Origin of the sequence: Natrononativus amylolyticus, assembly GCF_024362525.1 — an archaeon.
Lineage (GTDB): Archaea > Halobacteriota > Halobacteria > Halobacteriales > Natrialbaceae > Natrononativus > Natrononativus amylolyticus.
On record NZ_CP101458.1, the window covers coordinates 654,745 to 667,982 of the forward strand.

At 66.6% G+C, this 13,238-nt stretch carries 16 protein-coding genes; 13 read left to right on the forward strand and 3 right to left on the reverse strand.

All coding sequences use genetic code 11. The features are described from left to right. Positions 1 to 31: 31 nt before the first annotated feature. Positions 32 to 463 carry an FAD synthase family protein gene (locus NMQ11_RS03315; protein ID WP_255169972.1) on the forward strand — a complete coding sequence of 144 codons (432 nt, stop codon included), beginning with the start codon at positions 32 to 34 and terminating at the stop codon, positions 461 to 463. Between the two features lie 15 nt (positions 464 to 478). On the opposite strand, the gene NMQ11_RS03320 is transcribed toward NMQ11_RS03315, so the two are convergent. The 3 genes from NMQ11_RS03320 to ribH form a co-directional block, all read right to left on the reverse strand. Then, entirely contained in the window at positions 479 to 1,696 is a 1,218-nt protein-coding gene (locus NMQ11_RS03320; RefSeq protein ID WP_255169973.1) for an MFS transporter, read from the reverse strand. A gap of 88 nt (positions 1,697 to 1,784) precedes the next feature. Continuing rightward, positions 1,785 to 2,972, reverse strand: coding sequence for a pyridoxal phosphate-dependent aminotransferase (locus tag NMQ11_RS03325; RefSeq protein ID WP_255169974.1), 1,188 nt, complete (start codon positions 2,970 to 2,972; stop codon positions 1,785 to 1,787). Positions 2,973 to 2,988: 16 nt separating this feature from the next. Continuing rightward, on the reverse strand, positions 2,989 to 3,399 hold the full coding sequence (gene ribH, locus NMQ11_RS03330; RefSeq protein WP_255169975.1) for a 6,7-dimethyl-8-ribityllumazine synthase: 411 nt from the start codon (positions 3,397 to 3,399) through the stop codon (positions 2,989 to 2,991). Positions 3,400 to 3,566: 167 nt separating this feature from the next. On the opposite strand from ribH, the gene NMQ11_RS03335 reads away from it, so the two are divergent. The 12 genes from NMQ11_RS03335 (at position 3,567) to nuoK (ending at position 13,237) form a co-directional block, all read left to right on the forward strand. Continuing rightward, positions 3,567 to 3,920: a hypothetical protein gene (locus NMQ11_RS03335; protein WP_255169976.1), complete on the forward strand. Its 354-nt coding sequence runs from the start codon at positions 3,567 to 3,569 to the stop codon at positions 3,918 to 3,920. A gap of 191 nt (positions 3,921 to 4,111) precedes the next feature. Further along, on the forward strand, positions 4,112 to 5,284 hold the full coding sequence (locus NMQ11_RS03340) for a 5-(carboxyamino)imidazole ribonucleotide synthase (RefSeq protein WP_255169977.1): 1,173 nt from the start codon (positions 4,112 to 4,114) through the stop codon (positions 5,282 to 5,284). A gap of 59 nt (positions 5,285 to 5,343) precedes the next feature. Next, positions 5,344 to 6,897 (forward strand): sensor histidine kinase, encoded by a 1,554-nt coding sequence (locus NMQ11_RS03345; protein WP_255169978.1) that lies wholly within the window; start codon positions 5,344 to 5,346, stop codon positions 6,895 to 6,897. 59 nt (positions 6,898 to 6,956) lie between these two features. Then, positions 6,957 to 7,592 (forward strand): AIR carboxylase family protein, encoded by a 636-nt coding sequence (locus tag NMQ11_RS03350; protein WP_255169979.1) that lies wholly within the window; start codon positions 6,957 to 6,959, stop codon positions 7,590 to 7,592. A 314-nt stretch (positions 7,593 to 7,906) separates the two neighbouring features. Further along, complete coding sequence (locus NMQ11_RS03355) at positions 7,907 to 8,326, forward strand: NADH-quinone oxidoreductase subunit A (RefSeq protein WP_255169980.1); 420 nt, start codon at positions 7,907 to 7,909, stop codon at positions 8,324 to 8,326. Next, positions 8,323 to 9,030: an NADH-quinone oxidoreductase subunit B gene (locus NMQ11_RS03360; protein ID WP_255169981.1), complete on the forward strand. Its 708-nt coding sequence runs from the start codon at positions 8,323 to 8,325 to the stop codon at positions 9,028 to 9,030. Before NMQ11_RS03355 ends, NMQ11_RS03360 begins: the two co-directional genes overlap by 4 nt. Beyond that, on the forward strand, positions 9,027 to 10,679 hold the full coding sequence (locus NMQ11_RS03365) for an NADH-quinone oxidoreductase subunit D (protein WP_255169982.1): 1,653 nt from the start codon (positions 9,027 to 9,029) through the stop codon (positions 10,677 to 10,679). The genes NMQ11_RS03360 and NMQ11_RS03365 overlap by 4 nt, the downstream gene beginning before the upstream one ends. Further along, entirely contained in the window at positions 10,676 to 11,764 is a 1,089-nt protein-coding gene (locus NMQ11_RS03370; RefSeq protein WP_255169983.1) for a complex I subunit 1/NuoH family protein, read from the forward strand. The genes NMQ11_RS03365 and NMQ11_RS03370 overlap by 4 nt, the downstream gene beginning before the upstream one ends. Continuing rightward, positions 11,761 to 12,222: a NuoI/complex I 23 kDa subunit family protein gene (locus NMQ11_RS03375; protein ID WP_255169984.1), complete on the forward strand. Its 462-nt coding sequence runs from the start codon at positions 11,761 to 11,763 to the stop codon at positions 12,220 to 12,222. The genes NMQ11_RS03370 and NMQ11_RS03375 overlap by 4 nt, the downstream gene beginning before the upstream one ends. Before the next feature lie 54 nt (positions 12,223 to 12,276). Further along, positions 12,277 to 12,546, forward strand: a complete 270-nt coding sequence (locus NMQ11_RS03380; RefSeq protein ID WP_255169985.1) for an NADH-quinone oxidoreductase subunit J — start codon at positions 12,277 to 12,279, stop codon at positions 12,544 to 12,546. After that, positions 12,543 to 12,935: a hypothetical protein gene (locus NMQ11_RS03385; protein WP_255169986.1), complete on the forward strand. Its 393-nt coding sequence runs from the start codon at positions 12,543 to 12,545 to the stop codon at positions 12,933 to 12,935. The genes NMQ11_RS03380 and NMQ11_RS03385 overlap by 4 nt, the downstream gene beginning before the upstream one ends. 32 nt (positions 12,936 to 12,967) lie before the next feature. Next, entirely contained in the window at positions 12,968 to 13,237 is a 270-nt protein-coding gene (gene nuoK, locus NMQ11_RS03390) for an NADH-quinone oxidoreductase subunit NuoK (RefSeq protein ID WP_425607705.1), read from the forward strand. Position 13,238: the final 1 nt, after the last annotated feature.

Sequence of the window (13,238 nt, forward strand, 5' to 3'; positions counted from 1 at the left end):
ATACCACTATGACTGCGACGGGGACGACCGCATGACGACGACGGTGATCGCACAGGGAACGTTCGACATCCTCCACCCGGGCCACGTCCACTACCTCGAGGAGGCGGCGGCGATGGGCGACGAACTCTACGTCATCGTCGCCCGGCGGACCAACGTCGATCACAAGGCGGCACCGATCTGCTGTGGCGAACAGCGCCGGGACGTCGTCGCCGCCCTCGACTGTGTCGACGAGGCGGTCCTGGGCCACGAGGAGGACATCTTCGTCCCGATCGAGGAGATCGATCCCGACGTGATCGCGCTCGGCCACGACCAGCACCACGACGACGCGGCGATCGAGGCCGAACTCGAGCGCCGGGGGATCGACTGCGAGGTTCATCGGGCGTCGGGCAGAGAGCCCCGCTACGAGGACGAACTGCTGTCGACGCGGTTGATCGTGGATCGAATTCTCGAGCGGCGCTGTTGAACGCGGACTGCCAGACTACCGCTCGAGTCGCAGCGCCAGATACCCCGCCAGCAACAGCGCCGCCGCGGGAAACGCCGCGAGGACGACGAAGACGTGTTCGACGTCGCCGTAGGTGTAGACGATCCCCGCGATCGAGGCACCCGCGGCGCCGACGCCGAACACGCCGAGGTAGACGTACCCGAAGGAGAGGCCGTGGACGTCCGCCGGGACGGTTTCGCCCACGAGCGCCTGCACGATGGGCGCGTAGAGGTAGACGAAGAAGCCGAGGGCGGCGCAGGCGAGCAGGAAGGTGGCGGTTCCGAGCGCCGCGGCCGGGACGAACGCCAGCGAGACGGCGACCTGGGCGGCGAACGCGCCGATGATCGCGTACTCGGGGGTGACGCGGTCGCTGAGCTTGCCGCCCGCGAGCTGGCCGAACGCGCCGATCATCAACAGGCCGGCGTAGAGGTACTGGCTCGGATCGAACTCCTCGCCGCCGACGACTACGGCCTCGAAGACGCCGAGTTGACCGAGGACGTCCGGCAGGAAGGTGAAGATCCCCCGGTAGTAGATGCCGCCGAACATCGCGATGACGAAGACGACCACGAACCCGCTCGCAAACAGCAGCTTCGACTGGGCGAGGAACTCGAGGGGGGACATCCCGCCGTCGGCCGCGACCGTTCCCTCGCCGTCGACGCCCGCGGTCTCGTCGAACGAGGCGACCTGCGCGTAGGCGGCCGCGGCGACCGCAGGAACCGCGAGGAGCGCGGCGACGAGTTGCCACTCGAGGAACGTCAGCAAGACGGCGGCGACGAACGGGCCGAGGGCGGTGCCGACGTTGCCGGCGGCGCCGTGGTAGGCGAGGGCGGTTCCCGTACCGTGGGTCCCCCGCGTGAGCAACGAGAGCGCCGCCGGATGGTAGACGCTGGCGGCGGCCCCCCAGACGACCAGCGCGACGGCGACCAGCCAGACGCTCGTCGCGAGGCTCAACAGCAGGAATCCGGCGCCCATTCCGAGGATCGAGCCGGTGACGAGCGTCTTGGAACCGTAGCTATCGGAGAGAACGCCGCTCGGGACGGCGCCGACGCCGATCAGCGCGTAGCCGACCGCGACGACGGTTCCGATGAGCGCGGCGGAGGCGTCGAAGGCGACGAGCCAGACCACGACGAACAGCGGAATCGCCATCTCGTAGCCGTGAAACATGGCGTGACCGACCATCGTAAAGCGCGTGATGGCCCGGTCGTTCCCGTCCATGGCTATCACTCACACAGCCGGGTGTTAAACGCACGCCTCGAAGCCGTCGCTGCCGGTTTCGACGGCGGTAGAAACGCGGGGCGGCCGACTACAGGTAGCCCTCGCCAACCAGCCGCTCGATCCCCTCCCGCAGCCGCTCCTCGCTCGCCGCGTAGGAGATCCGCGCGTAGCCGGGCGTCCCGAACGCGCTCCCCGGAACCGTGGCGACGTGGGCGTCCTCGAGTGCGCCCTCACACCACGCCTGGTCGTCCACTCGCGGCTCGTCGCCGCTCTCCGAGGCGCGTGGCGCCTCGCTCGTGGGCAGCATCATGTAGAACGCCCCGTCGGGAACCGCGACGTCGACACCCTCCTCGGCGAGCAGGTCGGCGACGAGGTCGCGCCGGGCCTCGAAGGCGCCGACCATCTCCGCGACCGCATCGTCGGTGTTCTCGAGGGCCTCGACCCCGGCGTGCTGGACGAAATTCACGGCACAAGAGACGGAGTGGCTGTGGAGCTTGCCGGCCTGCTCGATCAGTTCCTGGGGGCCGGCGAGGTAACCGAGCCGCCAGCCGGTCATCGAGTACGCCTTCGAGAAGCCGTTGACGGTGACGGTTCGCTCTGCCATCCCTTCCAGGGTACCGAGGCTCGTCGGCTCGACGCCGTAGGTGATCTCCTTGTAGATCTCGTCGGAAATGACGGTGAAATCGTGCTCGACGGCCAGATCCCGGACGCCCTCGAGGGCCGCCTCGGAGTAGACCGCGCCGGTCGGGTTCGACGGCGAGTTGACGATCAGGAGGTCGGTGTCGTCGGAGACGGCGTCGGCGAGGTCGTCGAGGCCGGGCTCGAGCTGGAAGTCGTACGGCGAGAGGTCGACCCGCGAGAGCGAGCCGCCCGCCATCGTCACCATCGCCTCGTAGGAAACCCAGGCGGGGTCGAGGAGGACGACCTCGTCTCCCTCCTGAATCAGCGCGTGGATCACCTCGTACAGCGCCTGCTTGCCGCCGGGGGTGACGATCACGTTGTCGGCCTCCCACTCGAGGCCGTCGCCCTGGAGCGTCCGGGCGATGGCTTCTCGGAGCTCCGGGATGCCCTTCGAGGTGGTGTAGCCGGTGTCGCCGGCCTCCATCGACGCCTCGGCGGCTTCGACGACGTTCTCGGGGGTCGGGAAGTCGGGTTCGCCGACGGAGAGGTCGACGACGTCTTCGCCCTCGGCCTCGAGTTCGGAGGCGAGCGCGGAGATGGCGAGCGTTGCGGACGGTTCGACGCTGGTAACGCGGTCGGTGAAGTGCATAGTCATTGTTGTATCGGTGTTCTCAGGGCTCCGGGAGCGATTCGACGAGGCTGAGCGCGCCGTCGACGGCCTTCGCGGCGTTGTCGACGCGTTCGCGGGCCTCCGCGGCGGACATGCCGGGGCCGGTGACGCCGAGGGTCACCGGCGTGTCGCGCTCGAGGCTCACGTCAGACAGCCGCGCCGCGGCGGCGTCAGTGATCACCTGGTCGTGATCCGTGTCACCGGTGATCACCGCGCCGATCACGACGACGCAGTCGACTTCATTCACGCGAGCCAGCCGGTCGGCCGCGAGCGGCGCGTCGTAGACGCCGGGGACGCGGACGGTTTCGTAAACCTCCACGCCCGCGCTTTCGGCGACCTCGAGGGCGGCCTCTTCCATCTGCTCGGTGATCGGGCGGTTGAACTCCGCGACCACCAGTCCGAGCGCGGTCATGCTCGAGCGGTGGATTGGCTGGGTCAAAGAGGTACCGTTATGTGCGAACTTTGGTGAGCACATTGCTCGATACCGCTCCTACTTCGTGGTTCCGTGCGAGAGTGATCGCACGCGGAACTCCTTCGGCTGCAGAAATATGTATGGTCTACCATCTCGTTCGTTCAGCCATGGAAACCGACGCGAGCTCACGGGTCCAGTTCACTACCCGTCGCGTCGTCCGCGTATTCGGCCTGCTCGTGGCGCTTCCGCTCGGATTGGCCGTTCTTTCGGTGCTCCCCTCCGGTTTCCTTCCGGAGAGCGCAATCTCCGTCCTGGAACGGCCCTTTATCCTGCTCGTCTATCTCCCGGTTGCAATCGTCGGGCTACTCGTTTTCGAACCGCTCCGTCTCTCCGAACTGCTTGCTCCCGTTCCGTTCGTCTCTGAGATCGCGTTTCTGGCCGGCTTGCTGGGGTTCTACTACCTCCTCGCGGTCCTGCTGGTCAACTCCGTCGCGTTCGTCCGCCGAGCCACGGCCGAATGACGTATTCGGAACCCGAACGGGGGTGTCGCTTCCTGCGGAGTAGTAGCGGAAACCGACCGCATCACCGGCCACCGGTACGAGGTCGGCTCTGTCAGCGTGAGAGCGTTCGTGAACGGTTCGCTCGAGTCGTCCGTCCGACGAAACGACGCGTTCCGTCGATTTTAAGCGCGATCGGCGAGAACCGCCGCCAAATGACGACGCTACGAACGCCGGGGCCGACGCTCGGCGTCGTCGGCGGGGGACAGCTCGGACGAATGCTCGCGGAGGCGGCCGCGCCGCTGGGGGTCGACGTAGTCGTCCTCGATCCGACGCCCGACTGTCCGGCCGCGCCGGTCGCCAGCGACCAGATCGTCGGCGACTTCGACGACGAGGCGGGGGTCCGCGAACTCGCCGCGCGGGCCGACGTGCTCACCTTCGAGATCGAACTCGCTGACCAGGACCTCCTCGAGCGCGCGAGCGACCGGTCGGGCACGCCGGTTCACCCCCGACCGGAGACGCTGCGGCTGATCCACGACAAGCTGGTCCAGAAGGAGGCGCTCGAGGAGGCAGGGATCCCCGTCCCGCCGTTTCGGGCGGTCGAGGACGCCGACGACGTGCGGGCGGCGATCGACGACTACGGCGCGCCGGTGATGCTGAAGGCCCGAACCGGCGGGTACGACGGCCGGGGGAACGTCCCCGTCGAGTCGACGGCCGAGGCGGACGAGGCGCTCGAGGCCGTCGCCGGCCCCGCCATGGTCGAAGCGTTCGTGGAGTTCGAACGCGAGGTGTCGGTGATCGCGGTCAAAGGCGACGGCGAGACGGCGACGTTTCCGGTCGGGGAGAACGTTCACGAAGACGAGATCCTGCGGGAGACGATCGTGCCGGCGCGCTCGAGCCCCGCCGTCGAGGGGCGCGCCCGCGAGGTCGCGACGGACGTCCTCGAGCTGATGGCGGGACGGGGCGTCTACGGGATCGAGCTGTTCGAGGTGAGCGGGGAGTCGGCGGCTGACGGGCCGATTCTGGTCAACGAGATCGCCCCGCGCCCGCACAACTCGGGCCACTGGACGATCGAGGGCGCGCAGTGTTCGCAGTTCGAACAGCACGCCCGCGCCGTCCTGGGGTGGCCCCTCGGCTCGACCGTCCTGCGGGGACCGACGGTGTCGACGAACCTGCTCGGCGACGGCGCGGAGAACCGGCCCGCGGCGCTTCGAAACGTCGATCGGATACTCGAGACCGCGGGCGCACACCTCCACTGGTACGGCAAGCGCGAGGCGCGACCGCTCCGGAAACTGGGCCACGTGACCGTTGCGGGTGACGAGACAGACGAAGCCGAGGACCTCCTCGAGACGGCGCGACGCCTCCGGGATGCGGTGACGTTCGAGTAGCCGGTTTCAGCTGCCAATACAGCAACTATTTTGCCCCGCCGGTCCCGTGTGCTCGACGAGTGAACGGATCATATCGAGAGCGCGCTGCTGGGGGGTCGGTTCGCGCACTCTGTCTCACCCCGGACGAGACGCTCGGCGGGCGGGAGCCGGCGGCGTTCGAATCGGACGAGTTCTCGCTGTCGCCGGTTGCCGACCGCGAGCGGATGCGCCGGGACGCCCTCGACGCGGACTGCGCCGTCGTCGACGGAACGAACGACGGTTCGATCGAGGCGGTCGAGGCGTTGCTCGAGGCGCACCCGACGCTTCCGGTCATCGTCGTCGGTGGGTCGGTCGACCTCGAGGCGCGGGCGCTCGAAGCCGGCGTCACCGAATGTCTGCGCGACGAGACGCTGGATCGGAATCCGGGTCTCCTCGAAGCGCGGGTCCGCCGCGCGGTCGGGTCGGCTCGTGCGAGCGAAGCGTCGCGGCCTCGTCGGCGCGGCAGTCGGTCGTGGGCGGCGTTTTACGGCTCGCTGTACGAGGTGAGTTCGGACGCGGACCTCGAGTTCGAGGAGAAACTCGAGCACCTGCTCTCGTTCGGGTCGGAGTACCTCGGCGTCGAACTGGGCTTTCTGACCCGAATCGAAGACGGAACACAGACGGTCGAGGTCGCCGTCGGCGACCACGAACTGTTACAGAACGGCTCGCAGTATCCGCTCTCCGAGGCGTACTGTCGGAAGACGATCGAAACCGACGGCCTGCTCGGCGTTCACGACGCCCTCGCGGCCGGCTGGGAGGGCGACCCGGCCTACGAGGCGTTCGACCTCGGCTGTTACATCGGCGGGAGGGTGACCGTCGACGGCGCACTATACGGGACCCTCTGTTTCGCCGACACCGACCCGCAGACCGAGCCGTTTACCGGCCCCGAGCGGACCGCGGTCGAACTGCTCACTCGCTGGGTGAGTTACGAACTCGAGGAGCGACACACCAGGGAGCGGCTTCGGCGTAAAACCGAGCGCCTCGAGCGGCTCACGGCCGTCGTCAGCCACGACCTCCGGAACCCGCTGACGGTGGCACAGCTCCAGCTCGGCCTGGCCCGCGAGGCGATCGACGCCGATCTCGAGGCCCTCGGTCACGTCGCAGACGCCCACGACCGGATGGAGACCATCATCGACGACCTGCTGTGGCTCGCCCGGGAGGGCCGGGACGTCGGCGCCCTCGAGCCGGCCTCGCTCGCCGCCGTCGCGCGAGACGCCTGGGGTACCGTCGACACCGGCGAGGCGACCCTCGAAGTCACAGACCGAGAGGTCGTCGCGGACCCGAACCGACTCCGTCAGATCCTCGAGAACCTGTTTCGAAACGCGGTCGACCACGCCGGCGAGGAGCCGACGGTTCGCGTCGGCCCGCTCGACGGCGGCGCATCGGGGTTTTACGTCGAGGACGACGGTCCCGGCGTCCCCGCGGAACTCGGCGAGAGGGTGTTCGAGCCCGGGACGACCGAGTCCGACCAGGGAACGGGGCTCGGACTCTCGATCGTCAGGGGGATCGCGACGGCCCACGACTGGGACGTCTCGCTGACCAGGAGCGACGCGGGCGGTGCGCGATTCGAGTTCACCGGCGTCGACGGCGCGTAACGGCAGCGACCGCCGCCGAACCCGACCGTTTCTTTGTCTCCGCCGCAGAACTCGCAGCCATGACCGCGGACCCGGTTACCGACCTGATAGACAGACTTCGCGCGGAGGCCGAACTCGACCGACCGGCGGCAGAGACGCCCGACGTCGGGATCGTGATGGGAAGCGACTCCGACCTCGAGACGATGATGACCGGTGGCAGTCGTCCCGGCGCCTACGACGCGCTGGTCGACGAACTCGGCTTCGAGGAGCAGACGGACTTCGAGAACCCGCCCGAGGCGCGCTTTACCTTCGAGACGTACGTCACCTCCGCCCACCGGACGCCCGACCTGATGAGCGCCTACGCCGAGACGGCCGAGGATCGCGGCCTCGAGGTGCTCATCGCCGGCGCCGGCGGCAAGTCCGCGGACTTGCCGAACATGACCGCTTCGATCGCCTACCCGCTACCCGTCATCGGCGTTCCCGTCCAGGAGAAGTCCGTCGACAGCGTCATCGGGATGCCTGCGGGCGCGCCGCTGGTCGCCGTCGACGCCGGCAAGTCGTTCAACGCGGCGCTCTCGGCGGTCCAGATCCTCGCCCGCCAGCACGAGACGCTGCGCGAGCGGCTGCTCGAGTACCACGAGTCGCTGCGGGCGGACGTCGGAACCGTCTCCCGCGAACTCCACGACGGCGGAACGACCGCCTACCTGTCGCGGTAACGTCCCGCAGCGATCGCAAACCGTTCGTAACGGCGACAGTTACGACGAGTTCATCGCCGCGGTATCGACGTCCCAGCACGGACGGGCGCTGTTCTCGATCCGCGTGACCTCTCCGCTGTCGCGGCGGCTGCGGGTAAGACCGTATTACCATCAGCCGGCGGAGCGATCAGCGCCGGTGACTGTCACAGCTGAGACGTGAGACGGACACTGTCCGGAGTATCGGGTCCGAGGGGGACGCTGTCGGTCGGTATCGGGCGAAAAACAAAGAATCAACCCTTATATGGGTGCGTTTCCAAGCCCCGCACGTTACGGAGATGAACCAATGGATAGCCATCGGGGCGCTGGCGCTCGTGGGGCTACTGATTCCGCTCGGCATGATGGCGGTGTCGTATCTCCTGCGTCCGAGTGTACCCGAGACGAGTAAACGTGCCACCTACGAGAGTGGCGAGGTGCCGACCGGCGGGACGCGCATCCGGTTTAACACCCAGTACTACATGGTTGCGCTTCTTTTCCTGGTCTTCGACATCGAGACCGTCCTGCTGTTCCCGTGGGCGATCGTCTACACCGACGCGCTCGCCGCGGAGGAGTACGGGCTCCTCGAGGCGCTCGGACCGATGCTGGTGTTCGTCGCCATCCTCCTCGTCGGACTCGCGTGGGCGTGGCGCAACGGCGCAGTACAGTGGGCTCGAAGCCCCCGCCAGGTCGAACCCCGATCTGAGGTCGATCGACCATGAGTAGCGACAAACCACGCCAAGACATCTACGACAGCACCGCACCGGTGACAGACACGCGCGACGCGCGGATGGGAGAGGGTGTCGACGATCGGTTCAACTCGAAGCTCCGGGAGGCGTTCGGCTCGTCACCGTTCATCCTCACGAAGTTCGACCAGTTCATGAACTGGGTCCGCGGCTCGTCGATGTTCATGCTGCAGTTCGGAATCGCCTGCTGCAGCATCGAGATGATCCACACCTACGCGATCAAGCACGACCTGGACCGCTTCGGTGCCGGCGTTCCGCGTGCCTCGCCCAGGCAGGCGGACGTGATCATCGTTCCCGGAACCATCGTCTCGAAGTTCGGCCCGCGGATGAAGCGCGTCTACGACCAGATGCCCGAGCCCAAGTTCGTCATCGGGATGGGGTCGTGTACGATCTCCGGCGGCCCCTTCCAGGAGGGGTACAACGTCGTCAAGGGCGCAGAAGAGATCATCCCCGTCGACATCCACGTTCCTGGCTGCCCGCCCCGACCGGAGGCGCTCATCTACGGCGTCGCCAAGCTCCAGGAGCGCGTCGCCAACGGCGAGACCTCGCCCGTCGTCGTCAAGCCGTACGAACTCGAGCAGTTCGGCGACCTGCCACGGGACGAGCTGGTACAGAAGCTCGCCGACCAGATCGACGAGGACGACCTCGTCATGCGGTACAACTGGGCTGATTCACCATGAGCACGGAACTCGAACCGGTGGCCGATCGGACCACCGAAGACGAACTCGAGGCGCTGATCGGCGACCGCGCGCTCGCGCGTGACGATCACAAGAACGCCCCCGGCTTCGTCATCCGTCCCGACGCCGTTCAGGACGTCCTCTTCGATCTGCGAGACGAGGCCGGCTTCGATCACCTCTCGTGTCTCACCGCACAGCAGTACCCCGACCGGTACGAGTCGGTCTACCACCTGAAGAAGTACGACGACCCGACCCAGGAGGTGAGCGTCGTCGTGCCGACGTCGGTCGACGATCCCGTCAGCGAGTCCGCCGAACCCGTCTACCGGACCGCCGACTGGCACGAGCGTGAGGCGTTCGACCTCGTCGGCATCGACTACGAGGGGCATCCCGATCCCCGCCGCATTCTGCTGCCGGAGACCTGGCAGGGCCACCCGCTCTCGCTCGATTTCGACCAGAGCAAGCCACAGCTGGTCACGCTGTCGGAACACGCGAACCCGCTCCAGGAAGACCACAGGGACACCGAATCGGACACGATGTTCCTGAACATCGGCCCGCACCACCCGGCGACCCACGGCGTCTTGCACGTCAAGACCGTCCTCGACGGCGAGACCGTCGCGGACGTCGAACCCGACATCGGCTACCTCCACCGCTGTGAGGAGCAGATGTGCCAGCAGGGAACCTACCGCCACCAGATCATGCCCTACCCCGACCGCTGGGACTACGTCTCGGCGGGGCTGCTCAACGAGTGGGCGTACGCCCGCGCGGCGGAGGACCTCGCGGATATCGAGGTTCCCGAGTACGCCCAGGTCATTCGGACGATGGGCGCGGAGCTGTGCCGGATCGCCTCGCACATGCTCGCGCTCGGGACGTTCTGTCTCGACGTCTTCGGCGACTTCACCGCCGTCTTCCAGTACGCGTTCCGCGACCGCGAGGTCGTCCAGGACATCTTAGAGGATCTGACCGGCCAGCGGCTGATGTTCAACTACTTCCGGCTGGGCGGGGTCGCCTGGGACCTTCCGGAGCCCCGCGAGGAGTTCTTCGAGAAGACGCGGGACTTCCTCGACGACCTCCCGCACAAGCTCGCGGAGTACGACGACCTCGTCACGGGCAACGAGATCTTCCAGATCCGGTGTGTCGACACCGGTATCCTCGAGCCCGAGATCGCAAAACAGTACGGCTGCAGCGGTCCCGTCGCCCGCGGCTCGGGCGTCGACTACGACCTGCGCCGGGACGACCCCTACGGCTACTACGAGAACTTAGAGTGGGACGTCATCACCGAGGACGGGATGGACAACTACTCGCGCGTGCTCGTACGCATGCAGGAAGTCGAGGAGTCCGCGAAGATCATCGAGCAGTGTATCGACCTCCTCGAGGAGTGGCCCGAGGACGACCGCCAGATTCAGTCGAACGTCCCCCGGACGCTCAAGCCCGAGGCCGACACCGAGGTGTACCGCGCCGTCGAGGGTGCGAAAGGTGAACTCGGGATCTACATCCGCTCTGACGGCACGGACAAGCCGGGACGGTTCAAGATCCGGAGTCCGTGTTTCCACAACTTACACACGCTCGAGGAGATGACGAAGGGCGAGTACATCCCTGACCTGATCGCCTCGCTCGGCAGCCTGGACATCGTGCTCGGAGAGGTGGATCGATGAGTTCGGTCACGGCGCCTCTCCAGGTCGGCGAACCGCTGTTTCCGGAGCGGATCGCCGACCTCACCGGTCTCGGCGAACTCGGCATAGCCGGCGAACTGATCGCGACGTTCATCGCGGCGTTCATCGTCGGCAACCTGATGCTCGCGATGACCGGCGTCGCCGGTCCGTGGGCGAAACGAAAGATTACCGCCGCGTTCACCGATCGAATCGCGGTCAACCGCGTCGGACCGTTCGGCCTGCTGATCATCGTGGCCGACGCCGTCCGCCTGCTCTCGAAGGAGAACATCATTCCCGAGGCGGTCGACCGACCGGCGTACGACCTCGCGCCGATCGTCGTCGCCTCGTCGGCGATGCTCGGCTTCGCGGTGATCCCGATGGGAAGCGGCGTCCAGCTCGCCGACCCCGAGGTCGGACTGGCGTACGTCTTCGCCGTCTCCGGCATCGCAAGCATCGGACTCGTGATGGCCGGCTACGCCTCCGCGAACAAGTACTCGCTGCTGGGCGGGCTGCGCGCGGTCGCACAGAACGTCGCCTACGAGATCCCGCTGGTCGTCACCGGGATGTCCGTGGTGATCTTCACCGGTTCGCTGCAGATGAGTACGATCGTCGAAGCGCAGGCCGAGCCGCTGATCGACTTCGGCGCGGTCGCGATCCCGTCGTGGTACGCGATCGTCAACCCGTTCGCGTTCGTGTTGTTCCTGACGGCGAACTTCGCCGAAATCGGCCGGAACCCCTTCGACACGCCCGAGGCGCCGACGGAGATCGTCGCGGGGTACCAGACGGAGTACTCGAGCGTCTACTTCGTGTTGATCTACCTCGGGGAGTTCCTGCACATCTTCCTCGGCGGGGCGATCATCGCGACGATCTTCCTCGGCGGCCCGGCGGGGCCGGGGCCGGAGGAGATCGGCATCGTCTGGTTCCTCGTGAAGATCTGGGCGGTGTTCTTCCTCACCCAGTGGCTGCGCTCTGCGTTGCCACGGGTTCGTATCGACCAACTCATCGAGATCGGCTGGAAGGGCATGCTCGTCCTTTCGTTCGCCAATCTCGTGCTCACTGCGGTTATCGTGGGGCTGATTCAGGCATGATCGGACTGCTCAAATCCATGGCGACGACGATGAAACACGCACTGGACGGGAACACGTTCACGGTCGAGTACCCGGACGTCGCTCCCGAAGTATCGCCGCGCTTTCGCGGCGTCCACAAGTTCAGCCAGGAGCGGTGCATCTGGTGTCGTCAGTGCGAGAACGTCTGTCCGAACGACACGATCCAGATCGTCACCGACGACCAGCGTCAGGGCGAACAGTACAACCTCCACATCGGACAGTGCATCTACTGCCGGCTCTGTGAGGAGGTCTGCCCCGTCGACGCGATCTTGCTCACCCAGAACTTCGAGTTCACCGGCGACACCAAACACGATCTGGTGTACAACAAAGAGCAGCTGAAGGCGGTACCGTGGTACAAGGACATCGACCCCCTCGAGTCGCGCGAACCGGACCGCGGCGGCTGGATCGGCGAGGGTGAAGGAGAGGTCGATTACCAGTAAGAGAGTCAGCCCATCTCGAAATCTACAAAGGGCATACACAACCAGACAACACCAATGACATACGAGCTCATCGCGTTCGCACTGTTCGCACTCGTGACGCTGAGCAGTGCCTTGGGCGTCGTGCTCCTGCAGGATCCGTGGCATTCGGCACTCCTGCTCGGCGTGGCCCTGATGAGCGTCGCGGTCCACTACGTGATGTTGGCGGCGGAGTTCGTCGCCGTGATGCAGGTTCTCGTCTACGTGGGCGGGGTCCTCATTCTCATCACGTTCGCCGTGATGCTGACGCAACGGGCGGAACCTGATGACAGGGTGGTACAGACATGACGACAGGGCCGAAACTGCGCCTCGGAAAGGCGCTCGTTCCCGGCGTTCTCGCCGTTGCGCTGTTCGCGGTGATGGCGCTTATCGTCCTGAACACGCCGTTCGGCGGGATGGAGGGCTTTAGCCCCGGTGATACGACGATCACCGACAACATCGGCTACGCAATGCTGGATCTCACCGAGCTGCAGGAAATCGACAGCGAGCCGTTCCTCGCGTCGTTCCTGCTGGCCGCGGTCGTTCTCGACGCCGCACTGGACGCCTCGCTCGTCCTCGCAAAGCGCGAGGAGGCCGGCGAACCGGTGACCGCGCTCTCGAGCCGATCGGACCCCGGGGCGGACGAGGGGGCCCAGCCCGCCGTCACCGACGGCGGCGAGGGAGGTGAGAACGCGTGAGTGTCGGCGTCGAACACTACGTGCTGCTGTCGATGGCCCTGTTCTGTATCGGGCTGTTCGGCGTACTCACGCGCCGCAACGCACTCATGTTCCTGATGTCCGTCGAGTTGATGCTAAACGCGGCCAACATCAACCTGATCGCGTTCGCGTTCTACCACGGCAACCTCACCGGCCAGGTGTTCGCCCTCTTTACGATGGCGCTGGCCGCCGCGGAGGTCGCCGTCGGGCTCGGGATCATCCTGGTGCTGTACCGGAACTTCCGCGACGTCGACGTGACGGTGCCGTCGGCGATGAGGTGGTAAG

Coding starts and splice junctions, on each gene's coding strand:
- NMQ11_RS03315 (WP_255169972.1), top strand. CDS start 32: ATGACGACGACGGTGATCGCACAGGGAACGTTCGACATCCTCCACCCG.
- NMQ11_RS03320 (WP_255169973.1), bottom strand. CDS start 1,696: ATGGACGGGAACGACCGGGCCATCACGCGCTTTACGATGGTCGGTCAC.
- NMQ11_RS03325 (WP_255169974.1), bottom strand. CDS start 2,972: ATGACTATGCACTTCACCGACCGCGTTACCAGCGTCGAACCGTCCGCA.
- ribH (WP_255169975.1), bottom strand. CDS start 3,399: ATGACCGCGCTCGGACTGGTGGTCGCGGAGTTCAACCGCCCGATCACC.
- NMQ11_RS03335 (WP_255169976.1), top strand. CDS start 3,567: ATGGAAACCGACGCGAGCTCACGGGTCCAGTTCACTACCCGTCGCGTC.
- NMQ11_RS03340 (WP_255169977.1), top strand. CDS start 4,112: ATGACGACGCTACGAACGCCGGGGCCGACGCTCGGCGTCGTCGGCGGG.
- NMQ11_RS03350 (WP_255169979.1), top strand. CDS start 6,957: ATGACCGCGGACCCGGTTACCGACCTGATAGACAGACTTCGCGCGGAG.
- NMQ11_RS03355 (WP_255169980.1), top strand. CDS start 7,907: ATGAACCAATGGATAGCCATCGGGGCGCTGGCGCTCGTGGGGCTACTG.
- NMQ11_RS03360 (WP_255169981.1), top strand. CDS start 8,323: ATGAGTAGCGACAAACCACGCCAAGACATCTACGACAGCACCGCACCG.
- NMQ11_RS03365 (WP_255169982.1), top strand. CDS start 9,027: ATGAGCACGGAACTCGAACCGGTGGCCGATCGGACCACCGAAGACGAA.
- NMQ11_RS03370 (WP_255169983.1), top strand. CDS start 10,676: ATGAGTTCGGTCACGGCGCCTCTCCAGGTCGGCGAACCGCTGTTTCCG.
- NMQ11_RS03375 (WP_255169984.1), top strand. CDS start 11,761: ATGATCGGACTGCTCAAATCCATGGCGACGACGATGAAACACGCACTG.
- NMQ11_RS03380 (WP_255169985.1), top strand. CDS start 12,277: ATGACATACGAGCTCATCGCGTTCGCACTGTTCGCACTCGTGACGCTG.
- NMQ11_RS03385 (WP_255169986.1), top strand. CDS start 12,543: ATGACGACAGGGCCGAAACTGCGCCTCGGAAAGGCGCTCGTTCCCGGC.
- nuoK (WP_425607705.1), top strand. CDS start 12,968: ATGGCCCTGTTCTGTATCGGGCTGTTCGGCGTACTCACGCGCCGCAAC.